The 18,538-nt window shown below is 74.1% G+C and carries 16 protein-coding genes; 11 read left to right on the forward strand and 5 right to left on the reverse strand.

Annotated features, from left to right (window positions below):
• Nucleotides 1-230: 230 nt before the first annotated feature.
• Nucleotides 231-1,247 carry an NAD(P)H-binding protein gene (locus ASF20_RS19295; protein WP_056277034.1) on the reverse strand — a complete coding sequence of 339 codons (1,017 nt, stop codon included), beginning with the start codon at nucleotides 1,245-1,247 and terminating at the stop codon, nucleotides 231-233.
• 441 nt (nucleotides 1,248-1,688) lie between these two features.
• Here ASF20_RS19295 and ASF20_RS19300 point away from each other — a divergent pair, with 441 nt between their 5' ends.
• From ASF20_RS19300 to ASF20_RS19310, 3 genes are read left to right on the forward strand one after another with little or no spacing between them, the layout of a single operon-like run.
• Complete coding sequence (locus ASF20_RS19300; protein ID WP_056277036.1) at nucleotides 1,689-2,450, forward strand: NUDIX domain-containing protein; 762 nt, start codon at nucleotides 1,689-1,691, stop codon at nucleotides 2,448-2,450.
• 30 nt (nucleotides 2,451-2,480) lie between these two features.
• The gene (locus tag ASF20_RS19305; protein WP_056277039.1) at nucleotides 2,481-3,476 is read left to right on the forward strand and encodes an SPFH domain-containing protein; all 996 of its coding nucleotides are present in this window, start codon (nucleotides 2,481-2,483) and stop codon (nucleotides 3,474-3,476) included.
• Nucleotides 3,477-3,485: 9 nt separating this feature from the next.
• Nucleotides 3,486-4,379: an NAD(+)/NADH kinase gene (locus tag ASF20_RS19310; RefSeq protein ID WP_056277043.1), complete on the forward strand. Its 894-nt coding sequence runs from the start codon at nucleotides 3,486-3,488 to the stop codon at nucleotides 4,377-4,379.
• A gap of 102 nt (nucleotides 4,380-4,481) precedes the next feature.
• On the opposite strand, the gene ASF20_RS19315 is transcribed toward ASF20_RS19310, so the two are convergent.
• Both ASF20_RS19315 and ASF20_RS19320 read right to left on the reverse strand, forming a co-directional pair.
• A complete protein-coding gene (locus ASF20_RS19315; protein WP_056277046.1) occupies nucleotides 4,482-5,159 on the reverse strand; it encodes a hypothetical protein in 678 nt (225 codons plus the stop codon).
• Between the two features lie 28 nt (nucleotides 5,160-5,187).
• Nucleotides 5,188-5,838, reverse strand: a complete 651-nt coding sequence (locus tag ASF20_RS19320; protein WP_156648137.1) for a hypothetical protein — start codon at nucleotides 5,836-5,838, stop codon at nucleotides 5,188-5,190.
• Nucleotides 5,839-5,988: 150 nt separating this feature from the next.
• Between ASF20_RS19320 and ASF20_RS19325 the strand changes: the two genes are divergently transcribed.
• Nucleotides 5,989-6,996 (forward strand): hypothetical protein, encoded by a 1,008-nt coding sequence (locus ASF20_RS19325; RefSeq protein ID WP_056277085.1) that lies wholly within the window; start codon nucleotides 5,989-5,991, stop codon nucleotides 6,994-6,996.
• Here ASF20_RS19325 and ASF20_RS19330 read toward each other — a convergent pair.
• Both ASF20_RS19330 and ASF20_RS19335 read right to left on the reverse strand, forming a co-directional pair.
• Nucleotides 6,984-8,201: a glycosyltransferase family 4 protein gene (locus ASF20_RS19330; RefSeq protein WP_056277048.1), complete on the reverse strand. Its 1,218-nt coding sequence runs from the start codon at nucleotides 8,199-8,201 to the stop codon at nucleotides 6,984-6,986. The two genes, ASF20_RS19325 and ASF20_RS19330, sit on opposite strands and share 13 nt — an antisense overlap.
• Nucleotides 8,201-9,241 (reverse strand): glycosyltransferase family 4 protein, encoded by a 1,041-nt coding sequence (locus ASF20_RS19335; RefSeq protein ID WP_056277051.1) that lies wholly within the window; start codon nucleotides 9,239-9,241, stop codon nucleotides 8,201-8,203. Before ASF20_RS19335 ends, ASF20_RS19330 begins: the two co-directional genes overlap by 1 nt.
• 75 nt (nucleotides 9,242-9,316) lie before the next feature.
• Between ASF20_RS19335 and ASF20_RS19340 the strand changes: the two genes are divergently transcribed.
• The 7 genes from ASF20_RS19340 (at nucleotide 9,317) to ASF20_RS19370 (ending at nucleotide 18,054) form a co-directional block, all read left to right on the forward strand.
• Nucleotides 9,317-11,371, forward strand: coding sequence for an HAD-IIB family hydrolase (locus ASF20_RS19340; RefSeq protein ID WP_056277053.1), 2,055 nt, complete (start codon nucleotides 9,317-9,319; stop codon nucleotides 11,369-11,371).
• Entirely contained in the window at nucleotides 11,361-12,272 is a 912-nt protein-coding gene (locus ASF20_RS19345) for a galactosyltransferase-related protein (RefSeq protein WP_056277056.1), read from the forward strand. Before ASF20_RS19340 ends, ASF20_RS19345 begins: the two co-directional genes overlap by 11 nt.
• A 21-nt stretch (nucleotides 12,273-12,293) precedes the next feature.
• Nucleotides 12,294-13,445, forward strand: coding sequence for a glycosyltransferase (locus ASF20_RS19350; RefSeq protein WP_056277059.1), 1,152 nt, complete (start codon nucleotides 12,294-12,296; stop codon nucleotides 13,443-13,445).
• Nucleotides 13,446-13,491: 46 nt separating this feature from the next.
• Nucleotides 13,492-14,412 (forward strand): galactosyltransferase-related protein, encoded by a 921-nt coding sequence (locus ASF20_RS19355; protein WP_056277062.1) that lies wholly within the window; start codon nucleotides 13,492-13,494, stop codon nucleotides 14,410-14,412.
• On the forward strand, nucleotides 14,409-15,473 hold the full coding sequence (locus ASF20_RS19360; RefSeq protein WP_056277065.1) for a glycosyltransferase: 1,065 nt from the start codon (nucleotides 14,409-14,411) through the stop codon (nucleotides 15,471-15,473). The genes ASF20_RS19355 and ASF20_RS19360 overlap by 4 nt, the downstream gene beginning before the upstream one ends.
• 57 nt (nucleotides 15,474-15,530) lie before the next feature.
• Nucleotides 15,531-16,214 (forward strand): class I SAM-dependent methyltransferase, encoded by a 684-nt coding sequence (locus tag ASF20_RS19365; RefSeq protein ID WP_056277067.1) that lies wholly within the window; start codon nucleotides 15,531-15,533, stop codon nucleotides 16,212-16,214.
• Between the two features lie 286 nt (nucleotides 16,215-16,500).
• Complete coding sequence (locus tag ASF20_RS19370) at nucleotides 16,501-18,054, forward strand: FAD-dependent oxidoreductase (protein WP_056277070.1); 1,554 nt, start codon at nucleotides 16,501-16,503, stop codon at nucleotides 18,052-18,054.
• Nucleotides 18,055-18,538: the final 484 nt, after the last annotated feature.

Below are 18,538 nucleotides of genomic sequence, written 5' to 3' on the forward strand. Positions count from 1 at the left end.
CTGCATTATGCTGCGCGACGCCGATGCCACGATAAGGTACTATTCTTCAACAGAGTGGGCCGGCCTGTGCTGGTTCCGGGCCGCGCGCCCGCAACGCCGGGCGACCCCGCACCGCCCTGTCGTTCGCGGGCGCACGGAGGCCATCCGGGCACGTCTCACCGACGCTCCACGGACCCTGCCCCGCGGGAGATGGCGCTGCGCGTCGGCCCGCTCCGCGGATTCGCGACGCCTCAGAACACCGCGTGGTCGCCGCGCTCGGCGACCGCTTCGCCGCGGATCAGCTGGGCGTAATAGTCGAACAGCGTCTCCGACCCCGTCGAGGGGGTCATGGCGGCCTCGTATCGGCCGGTCGCGGGGTCGCGCACGAGCATCGACTCGGTGGCGTAGTAGCGGCCGATCCGCGCGAGCTCGGCCTTGGCCGCCAGCCCCGGCACCCACCGCCCGAGGGTCGCCAGGACGGCGACGATCCCGTCGAGCAGGACGACCGGGACGTGCCGGAAACGCGGCTCGCGCCCGAGCAGCGCGAAGAGGCGCTCGCCCTGCGCCAGGGGCGTGATGGCCTCGCCCGGTCCGCCGATCGGCAGCACGCGATTGCGCCGCGCCGGGTCATCGAGGCAATCGGCGAGGTAGCGGCCCAGGTCCCCGTCGCTGATCGGCTTGCAGGCCGTCAGGGTTCCGTCGCCGAAGACCAGGAACGGCTTGCCGCGCTTCAGGCGCTCCACCTGCCCCGAGAGGGATTTGAAGAAGGCCGTCGGCCGAACGATCGTGTAGTCGAGCCCCGAGGCGGTCAGGACCGCTTCGAAGGCCAGCTTGGCCTGCTGGAAGGCGAGGATCGGCTTCTGGACGCAGATCGCCGAGAGCAGGACCACATGGGTCACGCCGGCCGCCCGGCTCGCCTGCAGGGCGCGCACCGACACGCCGTAATCGATCGCCCAGGCGTCGTCGGGCAGTCCGGTCCGCGAGGCGAGGCACGAGACCAGGACGTCGAACGGTTCGCCGCGGATCCCGTCGCGCGCCAGCGACGCGGGATCCGTGAAGTCCACGATCCGTTCGGTGACGCCCGGGGGCGCTCCGGGCGGGTCCCCCGCACCGGCCGGGGGCGCGGGGCCGGCCGGGCGCCGGACGAGGCAGACGACCGCGTGCCCGCGGGCCGCGAGTGCCCGCGCGGTGGCCCGCCCGATCGTGCCGGTCGCCCCCAGGAGGAGCACGCGGCGCGGTCCCGCGCCGTCCGGTCGATCCAGGCTCATGATCGTTCCCTTTCGACGCGCGGACCTCCTCGGACGACGGTGCGGCCGGCGCCGTCCCGTCGGAGGGAGCCTGGGGGCTGTTTGGCCCCGTGCGCGATCGGGGGCTCGTTCCTCGTCTCCGCCAAGATCCGCACGAATCCGTGGGGGCTGGCAAGAGTACGGGTCGGCAGGAGTACGGGCTGGCAGGAGTACGGGCCGGCAGGAGCACGAACCGGCAAGACCTGCGGCCGCCGAAGGTGCGGGCGCAGACAAGATCCTCCGGACGGATCGCCGGCACGAGCGGACGCGGGCAGCCCGGGACCAACCGATCCAGGGGACCGACGACCACGGGGGCGACGTTGCGACCCGGTGCGGCCGGCCACGCCCGGCCCCGGCATCGGGCGCTTGACTTATATCCATCCCGCGTCTTAGTTAGATGCAAGTTGGATATAAGGCTGCGCCGTGACCGAGGACGACTTTCTCCGCGCCTACGACCCCGCCGCCTTCGCGCGGCCGGCGCTCACCGTCGATCTCGTCCTGATGGGGCTGCGCGCGGGCCGTCCGGCCGTGCTCTTGGTGCAGCGGACCCAGCATCCCCATGCCGGCCGCTGGGCGCTGCCCGGCAGCTTCGTGCGCCTCGACGAAACCCTGGACGGCGCGGCCGAGCGCGTGCTGCGCGACAAGGCGGGCTTCGCCCCGGCGGAGGTGGCGGAGACCCACCGGGAGCAGCTCTACACCTTCGGCGCCCTCGACCGGGACCCGCGCATGCGCATCGTCACCGTGGCCTACCTCGCGCTGATGCCGGAGGCCGCCTTCGCGGCGGCGCTTGCGCGCGCGGCGGCGGCGGCGGGGCCGTCGGCCGCGCTCCTCGACGTGCCCTGGTCCGGCGAGGCGGGGGGGCCGGTCGCGGCCTTCGCGCCGGGCGACCCCGACCGGAGGACGCCGCTGCGCCTCGCCTTCGACCACGCCGCGATCCTCGCCTTGGCGGTGCAGCGGCTGCGGGGAAAGCTCGACTATTCCGACGTCGCCTTCGCGCTGCTGCCCGAGGCCTTCACCCTGCGCCAGCTGCAGGACGTGCACGAGGCGATCCTGGGCACGTCCCTCAACAAGCCCGCCTTCCGCCGCCGGATGCTCGACCGCGGCTGGCTCGCCCCCACGGGCGCGCGCGAGGCCGGCACGTCGTTCCGTCCCGCCGAGCTCTACCGTTTCCAGAAGCCGCTCTGAATCCCAGCGCGCCCCCAACAGGAGGGTCCCATGGCTACGATCCGCAACCTCGGTCCGCTCGCCCAGCTCAGAAGCGAGGCGAGCAGCCACGTCATCCGCTACCGCAACGGTCGCATCCGGCAGAGCGGACGGGGCCTCGTCTTCTGGTTCCGGCCGGAAACCGCGAGCATCAGCGAGGTGCCGATGGACGACCGGGAGATGACCCTGTTCGTGCGCGGCCGCAGCCGGGACTTCCAGACCGTGGTGGTGCAGGGGACGATCGGCTGGCGCGTCGTCGACCCGGAGCTGCTGGCCAGCCGCGTCGACTTCTCGCTCGGGCTTCGCACCGGCCGGCCGCAGGGCGAACCGATCGAGCGGATCGAGGCGCGTCTCGGCGGCATCGCCGGCCAGGCCGTCCTGGAGGTGATCGGCGCCAGCCCGGTGGGCGCGCTCCTCGATGCCGGGCCCGAGCCCCTGCGCCTGAGCCTCGACGCCGCGCTGGGGGCGGCCCCGGCCCTGGCGGAGATCGGCCTCGCGGTGGTCTCGGTGCGACTCACCAACCTCGCGCCGTCGAGCGAGCTGGAGCGCGCCCTGCAGACGCCCACCTTCGAGGCCCTGCAGCAGAAGGCGGATGCGGCGACCTTCGCCCGGCGCGCCCTGGCGGTGGAGAAGGAGCGGGCCATCGCGGAGAACGAGCTGGAGACGCGGACGGAGCTGGCCCGCCAGGAGGCGCTGCTCATCGCGCGGGAGGCGGAGAACGCCCGCGACCGCGCGGTGGGCCTCGCCGCGGCGAGCGGGCTGGAGGCGGCGGCGGAGGCCGAGCGCATCCGCCTCGTGGAGGGCGCCCAGGCCGAGGCCGAGCAGCGCCGCGCCGCCATCTACCGCGACCTTCCGCCGGCCGTGCTCCTGGGTCTCGCCGCCCGCGAGCTCGCGGGCAAGCTCGAGACCATCGAGCACGTCAACGTCACGCCGGACCTGCTGGCGAGTGCCCTCGGCGCGTTCCGCGGGGCGGCCCCGCCGGTCGCTCCCCCCGGCCCGCTGCGCTGAGGACGGGCCATGGCGGTCATCACCCCGCGCGCCGTGTTCGTCGTCCGAGAGACCGATTACGAGGCCCTGCTCGCCCGGCACGCCACCCGCGGCCAGGCCCGGTTCTTCCTGGAGAGCCGCGGCCAGAGCCTCGCGGAGGTCGAGGACCGGCACGCCCGCTTCCACGCCGTGCTCGGCCAGGCGCGGGCCGCGGTGCCGGGGGACTGGCGGCAGGCGCTGGCCCGGCGCGTCGACCTCGACCGCTTCCTGTTCGCCCCCGAGGACGTCGTCGTCACGGTGGGCCCGGACGGCCTCGTCGCCAACGTGGCGAAGTACCTGCGCGCGCAGCCGGTGATCGGCGTCAATCCGGCCCCCGACCTCTACGACGGCGCCCTCGCGCGGGTCGCGGTGGCGGGCCTGCGCGCCCTGCTCCCGGCCAGCGCCGCGGGAGCGGCTCCGGTGGAGCGGCGCACCATGGTGCAGGCCGCCCTCGACGGCGGCCAGCGGCTCGTGGCCCTGAACGAGATCTTCGTCGGCCACCGCAGCCATCAATCCGCACGCTACCGCATCGCGGTCGACGGCACCGCTGAGGACCAGTCGTCGAGCGGCCTCATCGTCGCCTCGGGCACCGGCCTGACCGGCTGGGCCCGCTCGATCGGCGAGGCGACGCATCTCACCGTCGGGATCGGCGCGGAAGAAGCGGCGGTGGGCTACTGGGTGCGCGAGCCGTTTCCGAGCGTGGCCACCGGCACGACCCTTCGGGCGGGCCGGCTCGCCGGGGCCGCCCTGGCGGTCACGTCACGGATGAACGAGGGCGGCGTGGTCTTCGCCGACGGGATCGAGCAGGACTTCATCGCCTTCGACTGGGGCCGCCGGGTGGACCTCGGGCCCGCGGACCGGACCCTGACCCTGGTGGTCGGCTAGGGCTGCGGCCCGGGCGGGGGCGAGGCCGGCCGGGACCTACGCCGCGGCCGCGGCCGGCGGCCCGGTTCCGGCACCGTCGCGCGGACGCGCGGTGCCCCCCCGTCAGCGGCGGTCGCGTCCCTGCGCGCCATCGTCGTCCCTCTGCGCCCACGCCGTCCGGACCGGACCGGTGGCGGTGTCGGGCTTCGACGCGCCGATGAAGACGACCACCGGGCCATGCTCGGCCCGCCGGGGGTCGTAGAAATCGAGCAGGGCGGGATAGCGGTGCTGGAGGACATCCGGAGCCAGGCCCTCCCGGCGCAGCAGGTGGTCGATGACGACCTGGTCCCCGTGCACGGCGTTCGGCACGGGCCCGCAGGAGCCGGGCGCCATCCAGCGCTCCGGCTCGGCCGCGAAGGCGGCGTAGAGGGCATCCAGTTCGCCGCCCTGCCAGCGCAGCAGGGCGCTGGAGAGGCGGCCCTTGTGGAAGTAATCCTCCATGGCGGCGAGGCCCGGCTCGGCCAGGGCGTCCGCCGGCCCGGTCAGGACGGTGTCGAGGTCGCAGAGCAGCGTCGGTCCCTCGGTGAGCCCGGGGCGGAAGGCCTCCATCTTCGACCACCAGGCCGGCCAGTCGTGCCGGAGCGGCACGCGCTCGACGCCCGCCACCGCGAGGGGAAGGTCCGTGAGGCAGAGGATCCGGTCGAAGGCCGGAGCGTGGCGGCGCACGCCCCGGGCGAGGCGCTCGACCCAGGCCGCATCGTAGCGCCCGCCGCTCTTCAGGACGGTGATGAGAGTCGTCATTGGCGGGGCCTGATTCCGGTCGAAAGGGTCACGGGCGGCACGGATGGAGGCGGAGCTGCCCGGCCGCCTCGGCCTGCCGGAACCAGGCCCGCTCCGCCGCCCAGGGATGCCCGGGCCAGCCGTCGAAGCCGAAGCCGTGCGCCTCGACCGGGCCGCACCGGAGGGGACGGCCGAGGAGGAAGGCCAGCGTCACGAGGAAGCCGGTGCTCGGGTTCGGCCGCCCGCTCGGGCCGGATTCATCCGTGCCGGGTTCGTCCGTGCCGGCGTCGGCCATGACGGCGGCGAGACGGAGCCGCGCCGCCCGGTGGAGGTCCTCGGGCAGGATGTGGACGGGCTTGCCCAGGGGGGCCAGCAAATCCATCGCCTCGCGGGTCCAGCACACCGGTTCGGGCCGGTTCTGCTCCGCCGGCAGCATCGGGAACGGCAGGATGAAGGCCTGCGCGCACCGGACCACCGGGCGGTCGAGGAAGCGGGGGTCGGCGAGCCATTCGCGCATCTGCCCGCCCCGATTGACCAGGGCGAGATGGGTGACCCGCGCGCCGGCGCGGCCGCCGAAGCCCGGCGCGTTGTTGAAGCGCACGACGCAGGGCGCCGCGTCGATCGCGGCGGCGGCATCGAGCCCCGGGGCGTTGCCGACGAGGGCGAGGGGTCCCGATGCGGAGGGGAACAGGTCGAGCATACGCGGGGAGTCGACCTCGATGTCCAACTGCGGCAGGGGTTCGCGAAGCAGCGGAGGTATGGCGCCGGCCCGGCGCGGCAAGGTCCGTTCGGATCCTTGCGGTGCCGGGGGGATTTCTGCGGCGAGGGGAAACGAGGGCCGGGACCGATGATGCGCCGATGCTTCGTCTGCGCGGCCGACATGCTTGGGCCGAGCCGCCGTCACCTCGCCTATCCGAACGGGCGGGTCAGGGCGTTCCCGATCGCCTGCGGCGCCTGCGGCCTCCTGCTGGAGGCGGGGGCCGATCCGGCGGCCTGCCGGGCGCACCTGGCCGAACAGCTCGCCGGCCCGGTCTTCGACCCCGACCCGGACGCGCCCTACGGCCTCGACCTCTACACCCTGCGTAGCGCCGCCACCGGCCACGCCCTCGGCGTCCGGCCCTGCGACGCGGCGGGGCATACGGCCCTGCGCCGACCCCACGACCGGCACGCCGCGCGCGGAACGCTCTACGCGCTCGACGGGGCGGCGGGGCGGCCCGTCTCCCTCGGCCTGCTCTGCCGCCCCGCCGCGCTGGAGGCGGTCCTGGCGGGGCTCGCGGTCCATGCGGACTGGACCGACGACGTCGTGATCCTCCTCGATGCCGAGACACGACCGGCCGCTGCGGTGCCGGCCGCCGGCTTTCCGCGCGGGACCCTGCGGGTGGGGGCCCGGCCCCTGGGGCAGGATCGCGAGCGGGATCTGGGACAGGACTTCGCCGCCCAGCGCAACGCCCTCCAGGACCTCGCCCGCCATCCCTGGATGCTGCAGCTCGACGCCGACGAGACCCTGGCCGTGGACGCCGGCCGGCGGCTGCCGGCCCTGGCGGCCCTGGCGGAAGCGGGGGACGTCGTCTCGATCGGATTGGCGCGCCGGAACCACGTCGACGGCATCCGCTCGGACGTCTACCCGGACGTCCAGTACCGCCTGAACCGCCGGTCCGTGCGCTATGCCGGCCGCGTGCACGAGCGGCCGGTGCTCGACGGCGGCTGGCCGCGCAGCCTCATCGCCCTGCACGGGGCGATCGAGCACCATCTCGACCGCGCCCACGTCCTGGCGCGCTCCCGGCACTACGAGCGCCTCGCGCCCGGGCACGGGCGACCCGAGGAAGAGGCCGCTTTGCTGCGCCCCTACCGGGACTGAGGCGCGGACGCGCGCCGCTTCGGACGGGTCCGGGCCGCCGCGATGGCCCGGGCGTAGAGGGCGAGCGTCTCGCGCCCCAGGACCGCCCGGGTGAAGCGGCCGGACGCCGCCAGCGCCCGGCTCCGGTAGGCTCCGCGCAGCGCCGGATCGGCCAGCAGCGGGCGCAGGGCCTCTGCCAGGGCCGCGCCGGTGGCCTCCCGCGCCAGGGGCCCCGCATCCGGCGCCCCCACGAAGGCGCGGGCGCTGGCGTCCTCGGCGCAGGCCACCACCGGCCGGCCATAGGCGAGGGCCTCCTGGTAGACGAGCCCGAAGCTCTCGTAGCGCGAGGGGGCGAGCACCGCGTGGGACGACCCGTAGGCCTGCGCCAGGGCCTCGGCCGGCACCCGGCCGCGGGCGTGGATGCGGGCGCGGGCCGCCTCGGGCAGGTCCCCCGGCAGGTCCTCCGGGGGCACGCCGATCAGGTCCAGGCGGAAGGCGGGACCGGCGCCCCGCTCCGCCGCGTCGGCCAGGATCGCGACCGCGCCGAGGAGCGCGTCGAAGCCCTTGCGCGCCTCCGCCCGGCCCACGAAGAGCAGGCGCACCGGCCCGGTCGCGTCCGGGTAGGCGGCGCCGCGGGCCGCCGCCGTGATCTCCGGCGGAAGGCTGAGGCCGATCACCGCCTCCGGCTGCCGGCCGGACAGGCCGTAGGCCCGGGCGATCACCGCCCCGTGCGCGGCGGTGTTGGCGATGAGCCCGGCGCTGCCCCGGGCCTGGGCGCGCTCCAGGGCGTCGGCGGCCCACCCGTCGAGGCGGTCGCGCAGGGTTTCGGGGGCGTCCCGGGTGAAGGCCGCGGGCGTCGAGCTGCGCGTGACCAGCGGGAGATCCCGGCGCCCGGCCAGCAGGGCGCCGGGGGCGTACCAGTTCGTGGCTTCCGCGACGTCGAAGGGCTGGCGGGCATGGGCCGCCAGGACGGCGCGCCGGAAGGCGAGCGGCGCGGCGAGGTGCCCCGCCGCCCCCCAGCGGCGCAGGCGCGCCAGCCCACCGCCGGGCGGCAGGGCGAAGCCCGCCACCGTGACGCCGCCGCGGCGCTCGCGCCCCGTCCGGTCGAGGCTGAAGACCGTGACGTCGGCGCCGCCCTCGGCGAGGCTCTCGGCGATCTCGCGGGCCGCCGTCGAGAGGCCGCTCGGGGCCGGCGGGTAGTCCCAGGCGAGGAGGGCGACGCGCATCAGGCGGCCAGCAGGCGCTGGTAGAGGGCGAGGTAGTCGGCCGCCATGCGCGCGGCGGTGAAGCGCGCCTCGAAGCGCCGGCGGATCAGGGCCCGGTCGAGCTGATCGATCCGTGCCAGGGCCGCCACCGCGTCGGCCTCGGAGGCGACGATGAAGCCGGTCACGCCCTCCTCGACGATCTCCGGCACGGAGCCGCGGTTCCAGGCCACCACGGGCGTGCCGCAGGCCATCGCCTCGATCATCACCAGGCCGAAGGGCTCCGGCCAGTCGATGGGGAAGAGGAGCGCCCGCGCGCTCCCCAGGAGCTCGGCCTTGCGGGCATCGTCCACGGGGCCGAGATAGACGGCGTCCGCCCCCAGGAGCGGGCGCACCCGGTGCTCGAAATAATCGGGATTGCCGACATCGATCGTGCCGCCGAGGCGGATCGGCAGGCCGGCGGCGCGCGCGACCCGGATCGCGGTGTCCGGCCGCTTCTGGTCGGTCATCCGGCCCACGAAGGCGACGTGCGGGCCGGGCTGCGGGCTCAGGGCGTAGCGGTCCCGCGCGAGGCCGTGATGCACGATCCCGGCCCGGTTCGCCGGCGGGATGCCGGCCGCCTGCGCCGCCGAGATCGCCGCCACCGGCAGGTCGGGGAAGCCCGCGAAGAAGAGCGCCCGGTCGAGTTCGTCCACCCGCCAGTGCACCGTCGTGAGGCTGTGGCGCCGGCGCGCGCCGAGGAGCGCCGCATGGGCGAACTCCCCGTGGCCATGCACGATGTCGAACTGGTCCAGCCGGCAGCGCAGCGCTTCCAGCTGCAGGGCGTCCAGGGCTGCCGGGACCCCCGGCGCGACCCGCCCGTGGCGCCGCTCCAGGGCCGCGAGACTCGGCTGGTCGCCGATGCGCGGCAAGTCTGTCGCACTGTCCGAAGGCGCGAAGAGCGTTACCTCCACACCTAGGTTAACCAGTGCCGTGCTGAGGTCATGTATGACCCTCTCCGTACCGCCGTGGTGCTCAGGGGGAACGGGGAATATGTTGGGGGCGATTTGGGCGACACGAATCACGGTATGTACCTCCCTGGTAACGTTTCTTTGCCTGAATTCTGTTTGTCGGAAGACGCTTGAGCTGCAAGCGGCCTGATGTTCGTCTTGCATGTCGCCCTGCAAGGCTGCCTGCGCGGCGGCGGGGTCGTGTTCGGGCTCACCGCCGATACGGGTGGCCACATCCGCTACCTGCTCGATCTGGTGGCTGCCTCGTCCCAGGATGCCGGGATCGCGCGGATCGTGATCGCGACGCGCCTGTTTCACGGCGCGCTCGGCCCGGATTACGCCGTGCCCGAAGAGCGCATCTCCGACAAGGTCACGCTCGTGCGGCTCCCGAGCGCGTCACCGGATTACCGCGTGAAGGAGGCGATGCACGCGGAGGTCGACAGCTTCGCGCGCAACCTCATGGGCTGGATCGCGGCGCAGCCTCAGCCGCCCGACCTCATCCACGCCCACTACGCCGATGCCGCTTCGGTGGCGACGCTCATTGAGGATGCCCTCGGCATTCCCTTCGTGTTCACGGCCCATTCCCTCGGGCGGGTCAAGGCCGCGATGCTCGGCCACGGCGCCGAAGCCTGCCCTGATCTCGCCCGCCGCATCGCCGCCGAGGAGGGCGCACTCGCGCGCGCGCGTCTCGTCGTCGCCTCCTCCCGCGACGAGGCGGAGGTGCAGTATGCCGGGTATGCGGCCTACGATCCGGGACGCATCCGCGTCCTGCCGCCGGGCAGCGACCTGGCCCGGTTCGCGGCGGCCGAACCCCTGCCGCGCGTGGACGCCACCATCGACCGCTTCCTGCACGAGCCGGGCAAGCCGGCGCTGCTGGCCCTCGCCCGCCCGGTGGCGCGCAAGAACCTCGGCGCCCTGGTGCGGGCCTACGGCGAGAGCCCCGCCCTGCAGGCGCGGGCCAACCTCGTCCTGATGGCCGGGACCCGCGAGGACATCGACGCCCTCGACGGCGACATGGCCGGCACCATGCGGGAGATCCTGGTGCTGATCGACCGCTACGACCTCTACGGGCGGGTGGCCTACCCCAAGACCCACGGGCCGGAGGACGTTCCGGCCCTCTACGCCTATGCCCGCACGCGGGGCGGCCTCTTCGTCAATCCCGCCCTCAACGAGCCCTTCGGCCTGACCCTCCTGGAGGCCTCGGCCGCGGGCCTGCCGCTGGTGGCCACCGACAGCGGCGGCCCCAACGACATCGTCGAGACCTGCGGCAACGGGCTCCTCGTCGATCCGCGCACCCCCGACGCCATCGCGGCGGCGTGCCTGCGCATCCTGGACGATCCCACCCTCTATGCCCGCTGCGTGGCGGGGGGCGCCCGCGCGGCCGCCGCCTATGACTGGGACCGGCACGCCGCGCGCTACCACGACCTGTTGCGGGCGCTGTGCGTCCCGACCCCGCCGCTGGCGGATGCGCGGCAACTCCTCGTCTGCGACATCGACAACACGCTGGTGGGCTGCGAGGCGGCCCTCGGCATCTTCCGGCGCTGGCGCAGCCGGCAGGCGGGCCTCGCCTTCGGAGTCGCCACCGGCCGCTCGTTCCACAGCGCCATGGCGATCCTGGAGCAGCAGGCCAGCCCGCGCCCGCAGGTGATGATCACCTCGGTGGGATCGGAAATCTACCACCTCGACCCCAACGGCGTGACCTACACGGCCGATGCCGCCTGGCGCGCCACCGTGTCGGCGGGCTGGGACCGGGCGGGCGTGCACGCAGCGCTCTCCGATCTCGACGGCCTGGTGCCCCAGGGGCCCCTGGAGCAGCGCGGGCACAAGCTCAGCTATTTCGGGGATGCGGCGACCGCCCAGAGGGTCCGCGCGGCCCTCGCGCGGGCGGGACTCGCCGCGAACGTGATCCACAGCCACGGCCTCTACCTCGACGTCCTGCCGGAGGCGGCCTCGAAGGGCACGGCGGTGGGCCATGTCCGGGCCCTCTACGGCCTGCCGGAGCGGGCCGTGTTCGTGGCCGGCGATTCGGGCAACGACGTCGAGATGCTGCGCGCCCAGGCGCAGGCGATCATCGTGGCCAACTACTCCGACGATCTCGCCAGCAACGCCGCCCTGCAGCACTCCTACGTGGCCCGGGCCTCGCACGCCCGCGGCATCATCGAGGGCGTCGGCCATTTCCGCCGGATGCTGGCCGATGCCGGCTGATCCGTCCGCCGGGTCCTCCGCCGGACCCTCCGCCGATCCTGGCGCCAGCGTCCTCACCCTGGTGCGCGGCCGGGCCGACCGCCTGCGCAACCTCATGGCCGGGCTGGCGCGTCAGTCCGTGCGCCCGCGCGAACTGGTGATCGCCTGGATGCAGCCGGACCGCGCGCCTGACCTGCCGGATCCGGGCTGTCCCGTGCGCCACCGCCACGTGGCGGGGGAACCGATGCCCCTCGCCGCCGCCCGCAACCGCGCGGCCGAGGCCGCCACGGGCAATCTCCTGATCTTCCTCGACGTGGACTGCATCCCCTCCCCCACCGTCGTGGAGGCCTACCGGCATGCGGCCCGGGAAACCGACGGCCTGTTCCTCGGCGAGGTCCTGTACCTGCCCACGGGGCTGAGCCCGGAGGCGGCCGCCGACGAAGCGGCCCTCGCCCGGCTCGGCCGGGCCCATCCGGCCCGCCCCGCGATCCCGCCGGACGCCTTGCGCCGGGAGGCCGATCCCGGCCAGCTCTGGGGGCTGTCCTTCGCGCTCCCGGCCCGGTCCTGGCGCGCCGTCGGCGGCATGGACGAGGCCTATCGCGGCTATGGCGGCGAGGAGACGGACCTCGCCGCGCGCCTGGCCGCCTCCGGGCTGCCGACCTACTGGGTCGGGGGCGCCCGGGCCTACCACCAGCATCATCCCGTCCACGTGCCGCCGCTGCAGCACTTCGACGCCATCCTGGCCAACGCCGCCCGCTTCCGGAACACGCACGGGCGCTGGTGCATGACCTACTGGCTCGGCCAGTTCCGGGACGCCGGGCTGATCGACTGGGCCGACGACGCCCCCGCGATCCGGGTCCTGCGCCGGCCGGGGGTTCCCGAGATCGCCGCCGCCCTGAAGCCCGACGCCCTGTTCTCCTGACGGATCGCGAACCCGACAGCCATGACGAAACCCATTGCGTTCTTCGTCCATCACCAGGGACGGGGCCACGCCAACCGCACGATGGCGGTGGCCGCCGCGTTCGCCCGGGACCGGCCCGTCTCCGTGCTCACCGCGGGCCCGCAGCTCTTCGACGGGTTCTCCCGCGACATCGAGATCGTGCCGCTGCCCGACATGATCGGCGCCGAGGTGCCGACGCCGCGCCTCTACGCGGAGCCGACGCCCCAGGTCATGCACTGCGTGCCGCTGGGCCTCACCCCGATGCGCCGGACCATGCGGCGCATCCTCGACCATCTCGACGAGCGCGACGTCGGCCTGTTCGTGGTCGACGTCTCGGCGGAGATCGCGCTGCTGGCGCGCATCGCCAGCGTGCCGGCGGTGCAGATCCGGATGCATGGCGACCGCGCCGACATCGGCCATGTGGGCGCCTACGAGGCCTGCGTCGGCATGCTGGCCCCCTTCGACGCCCGCCTGGAGCAGGACGACTACCCGGCCGCCCTGCGGGCCAAGACCTTCTACAGCGGCGGCCTCTGCACCAGCGTCGACCGGGTGCCGGATCGGGCCGAGGCCCGTGAGCGGCTCGGCCTCGACCCGGACCGCGAGATCGTCGTCGCGGTGACCGGGGGCGGGGGCAGCGGCACGCCCTACGCGCCCCTGACGGTGGCCGCCCGGGCCGCCCCCGAGGCCCTGTGGCTGACCCTGGGGCCGACCCATCGCGAGGGCCACGAGACCGATTTTTCCAACCTGCGCGAACTCGGCTGGGTGCCCTCGGTGACCGACTACCTCGCCGCCGCCGACATCGTGGTGGCCTCCGCCGGCGACAACACCGTCCACGAGGTCGCCCGCGTGGGCGGACGCCTGATCGTGATGCCCGAATGGCGCTATTTCGGCGAGCAGACCCGCAAGGCCGAGGCCCTGGTCCGCCTCGGCGCCGCCGTCCAGGCCCCCGTCTGGCCCGGCGATCTCCAGGGCTGGCGCGACCTCCTCGCCCGGGCCCGCGCCCTCGACACCGCCCCCCTGCGCAGCCTCTACGCGCCGGACGCCGCCGCCCGCGCCGCGGGCTGGCTCGAGGGCCTGACCGACGAACTCTGGCACGGCGCGGCGGAGCCCGTCCCCCTCACGCCCGCCGCCCGCACGGTCGCCGCCGCCGGCTGACCACCCGCTTCCCCCGCGCTCGAACCCCCCGGAGCCAGACCGCCCCATGTCCACCGTTTCCGTCGTGACCCTGGCCAAGGGACGGCCGGCGCACCTGCGCAACGTGCTCCTCGGCCTGGAGCGCCAGACGCAGGTCCCCGCCGAGTTCATCGTGGCGGTGATGCAGGACGCGCCCTACGACCTGCCCGAGGTCGCCTTCCCGGTCCGCCAGATCCGGGTGCCGGGCACCGACTTGCCGCTGGCGGCGGCGCGGAACCGCGGGGTGGCGGCGGCCGGCGGCGACGCCGTCGTCTTCCTCGACGTCGACTGCATCCCGGCCCCCGACCTCGTGGCCGACTACGCGCGCGGCCTCGACGCACTCGACGGCCTGCTGATGGGCGAGGTCCTCCACCTGCCCGAGCGCGCCACCGCGGGGGACTGGACCTGCGAGGACTTCGCGAAGGTCGCCGAGCGCCATTCCGACCGCCGCGGTCCCCCGGCCTCCGGTCTCGAGATCTGCCCGGATTACCGCTGCTTCTGGTCCCTGAACTTCGCCATCCGGCGCGCCACCTTCCTGGCCACGGGCGGCTTCGACGAGCGCTACACCGGCTATGGCGGCGAGGACACCGATTTCGGCAAGGTCCTCGACCAGGCCGGCATCCCCATCGCCTGGATGAAGGGCGGGCTGGCCTATCACCAGTACCATCCCCATCACATGCCGCCGGTCCACCACCTCGACAGCGTGGTGCGCAACGCCGAGCTGTTCGAGGCCAAGTGGGGCTACCGCACGATGGGCCACTGGCTCTACGCCTTCAAGGTGATGGGGCTGATCGACGACACCCCCGACCGGCCGATCCGCATCCTGCGTCGCCCGGAGGCCGGCGACTTCGCGCTCACCGGCCAGCAGAGCCACCAGCCCTACAGCAATTCGGCCTCCGTCATCCGCCACCTCGAGGCCCAGGCGGCCGCCGCGGCGGCGACGGCGTGAGGATCGCGCTCCTCGCCCATCTGCGCCATCCGGTGGCGCGGCCCTTCGCGGGCGGCATGGAGGCCCAGTGCTGGGCGCTGGCCGACGGGTTGACGGCGCGGGGACACGAGGTCGTCCTCTTCGCCGCCGGGGACAGCGACCCGCGCTTCCCCGTCGATCCGGTGATCCCGGTCCACCACGAGCGCAGCTTCCCGGGCCTGGAACATCGGGGCGATGCCGGGCTCAAGGCCCACGTGGATGGCGGATACGCCGCCGCCTGCGACCGGATCGCGGCCGGGGGCTTCGACGTGCTGCACAACAATTCCCTGAGCCGCCTGCCCCTGGAGCGCCGGCGTCTCGCGGAGGTGCCCACCGTCACGTCGCTGCACGTGCCGCCCTACGACGCCCTGCGCTGGTTCGTGGCGGACAGCCTCGTGCCCGGGCACCGGATCACCGTGACCTCGGAGGCCCAGCGCGGAACCTGGTGGCCCGAGGGCGCGCCGCCGGAGGTGTCCGTGCTCCACAACGGCGTCGATCCCGCGGCCTGGCCCTTTCGGGACCGGGGCGACGGCGGCGCCGTCTGGTCCGGGCGCATCGCACCCATCAAGGGCACGCATTGCGCCGTCGCGGCAGCCCGGCAGGCCGGTCTTCCCCTCACCCTCTTCGGCCCGATCGAGGACCGGGCCTACTGGGAGGCGCAGATCGCCCCGCAGCTCGGCGGGGCGATCCGCTACGGCGGCCATCTCTCCGGCGAGGCCCTGGCGGACGAGATCGGCCGCGCCTCCGTCTTCCTGTTCACGCCCTGCTGGGACGAGCCCTTCGGCCTCGTGGCCATCGAGGCGATGGCCTGCGGCGTGCCGGTGGCGGGCCTTGCCAGGGGGGCGGCCGCGGAGGTGGTCGGCGAGGCCGGACATCTCGCGCCGCCGGACGACGGGCCGGCCCTCGCCCGGGCGATCGGCGAGGCCCTCGCGATTCCGCGCACGGTCCCGCACGCGCGGGTCCTGCGCCTGTTCACCCGCGATCGCTGGCTGACGCGCTGCGAGGAGCTCTACGCGCATGCGCACCGCGCCGCCCATGACTGACGTCCCCAGACGCACCCGATCCCCGGGCGGGCGCGACCCGCAGCGCGAGCCGACACCATGAGCCGTCCCCCGACGACCCGCCGCGCCCTCCTCGAGGCCCTCTGGCACGGCCGCGATCCCTTCGCGAACCCGCCGGCCACCCTGCGTCCCCTGGATCTCCAGGGCTGGCGCAGCGTCCACCCCTATCTCGACGACGCCGTCAGGGCGTTCCGCCCCGAGGTGGTCGTGGAGATCGGCGCCTGGAAGGGCGCCAGCACCCTGCACCTGGCCCGATCCCTGGCGGCGCACGGCGTCGACGGGACCGTCATCGCGGTCGATACCTGGCTCGGTGCCGTCGACCACTGGGCCGACGCGGACCTGTTCGCCGAACTCGCCACCGAGCACGGCTACCCGAGCCTGTACCGCACCTTCCTGGCCAACGTGCTGCGCGAGGGGCTCGCGGACCGGGTCCTGCCCCTTCCGCTGGACTCGGTGAACGCCGCCGAACTGTTGCGCCTGCGCGGCGTGACCGCGGATGTCATCCATCTCGACGCGGGTCACGAGGAGGCCTCCGTGGCGGCGGATCTCCGGGCCTGGTGGCCGGTCCTGCGCCCGGGCGGCCTCCTCATCGCCGACGATTACGACAGCCTGGGAGGCCGCTTCCCCGGTGTGACCCGCGCGGTCGACGCGTTCTGCGCCGAGGCACGGGTGCAGGGTCCCTGGGCCCAAGGGGGGAAGTGCAAGTTTCTCAAGCCGATCTGAGGCCCCGCCGAGCGGCGTCCGGAAGCGCCGCTCGGCGGGACGCGCCGGTCGGAGACCCGGACAGATCGGCCGGATCGCGTTCGCCCCGATGGCCGCGATCCCCTGGCCGCGATCCCCTGGCCGCGATCTCTTCGCGGGGTCCACGCCCGGTCCGGCCCCGCGCGGCGTGACGGGCGACGCGCCGGCCGACGCAGCCCAAGCCCGCGATGTCGCACGCTGCAACCGGAACGGGTTCGGCGACTTGTCCGGCCGGGCGCGACGACGCCTGCCAGGAGAGACGCCAGCCATGCCCGGAACCGAGATCCGCCTCGCCCTCGACGCGATCCCGATGGGAGGCATGACGGAGGGCGCGGCCGGGGACGAGAAGGTGCTGTTCGTGCGCGACGCCTCCGGCGTGCGGGCGTTCCAGGCCAAGTGCCCGCATCTCGGGGCGCCGCTCGCCAAGGGCGAGATCTGCGGCGGACACCTCTACTGCCCCTGGCACAAGGCCGCCTTCGCGCTGGCCGACGGGAGCCTGGAGGAGCCGCCGGCCCTCGAGTCCCTGACGCGCTACCCCGTCCGCATCGAGGGGTCCGACGCTGTCGCGACCCTGACGCCGGAGCCGGCGCCGATGCAGACGGCGCACACGCCCGTGGCGCGCGTGCTCATCGTGGGCGCGGGCGCGGCGGCCGTCGCCTGCGTGAAGACCCTGCGCCGCGAAGGCTATGACGGCCACATCACCCTGGTCGGCCGCGAGGCCCACCCGCCCTACGACCGGACCAAGCTCTCGAAGCAGTTCCTGGCCAAGCCGACCCCGCCGGAGAAGGTGCTGATCGAGCCCGACTTCGCGCAGGCCAACAGGGTCGAGCGTGTCACCGGGGACGTCACCGGGGTCGATCCCGCCCGGCGCGCCGTCACCCTGGCGGATGGCCGGACCTTTGAGGCCGACGCGATCCTGGTCGCTACCGGGAGCCGGGCGGTGATGCCGGACTTCCCCGGCAAGGACCTCGGCGGGGTCTTCACCCTGCGCAGCCTCGACGACGCGGTCCGGGTGAGCGAGGCGGCGGGCGAGGCCAAATCCGTCGTCGTCGTGGGCGCCGGGTTCATCGGCCTGGAGGCCGCCGCGTTTCTCACCAAGCGCGGGCTGTCCGTCACCGTGCTGGCGCGCGAGGACATCCCCTTCGCCAAGCGCTTCGGCGAGGCGGTGGGCGCGGCGCTGAAGCGGTACCATGCCGGCAACGGCGTCACCTTCGAGACCGGCTCCGTCGCCAGGATCACCGGCACCGACCGCGTCGAAGCGGTCGAGACGGAGGACGGACGACGCCTTCCGGCCGACATCGTCCTCGTCGGCGCGGGCGCCAGGCCGGAGACCGGCCTGATCGGGGGCGTCACCCCCGACGAGGATGGCGGCCTCACGGTCGGCGGCGACCTCAAGCTCGCGGAGGGCGTCTGGATCGCGGGCGACATCGCCGCGTTCCCGGAGACGGCGAGCGGCGAGACCGCGCGGATCGAGCATTGGCGCCTCGCGCAGCAACACGGCACGCATGTGGCCCATGCCATCCTCGGCCGGGGTGGCGCGTTCACGGGCGTGCCGTTCTTCTGGAGCAACCAGGGCGACAAGCGGCTCGATTACGGCGGCTATGCCAAGGGTTTCGACCGGATCGTCCTGCAGGGCGACCCCGCCGCCCTCGATTTCATTGCCTACTACGTCAAGGGCGATCGGGTGACCGCCGCCTGCAGCATCGGCCGCAACAAGGCCTTCACCGCCTTCCTGCATCTGCTCGGCCTCGGGCGCCTGCCCTCGGCGGCCGAGATCGAGGCCGGGGCGGACCTGCCCGCCCTCGCGACATCGAGCCCCTAGGCGCGGGACTCCGTCCGCGAGGACGGCGGGTCTGCGCCGTTCCCCGAACGGCAGATCCGCCCCGAGGGATCCTCGGATCGCACGACGCCCACGCACGGCCCGCGGCTTAACGGCCCGCGGGCCGTTTTTCCGGGAACCAAGAGCCGGGCCGGGCGTTAAAGCCGCCGCCAATATTATGGTAAGTAAAACCCTAACGCATTCTTTGACCAATCCGAGCTTCATCATTCTGATCTAGGTGTTGCGCGTCTGCACTAGTGGCCAGACCTGCCCTGTCGGTAAGGTCTCTTCACACCGCACCGAGAGTGCGCGGCAGCTTTCCCCCGGTAGACCAGACATGATCAAGACCCTCATCCTCGCCAGCGCCGCCACGGCCCTTCTCGCCGGTGCCGCCTCTGCCGCCGACCTTCCGCGCCGCGCGGCCCCCCCGGTGTTCGTGCCGGTGCCGGTGTTCACCTGGACCGGCTTCTACGCCGGTTTCAACGCC

This window comes from Methylobacterium sp. Leaf88, assembly GCF_001422795.1.
Classification (GTDB): domain Bacteria; phylum Pseudomonadota; class Alphaproteobacteria; order Rhizobiales; family Beijerinckiaceae; genus Methylobacterium.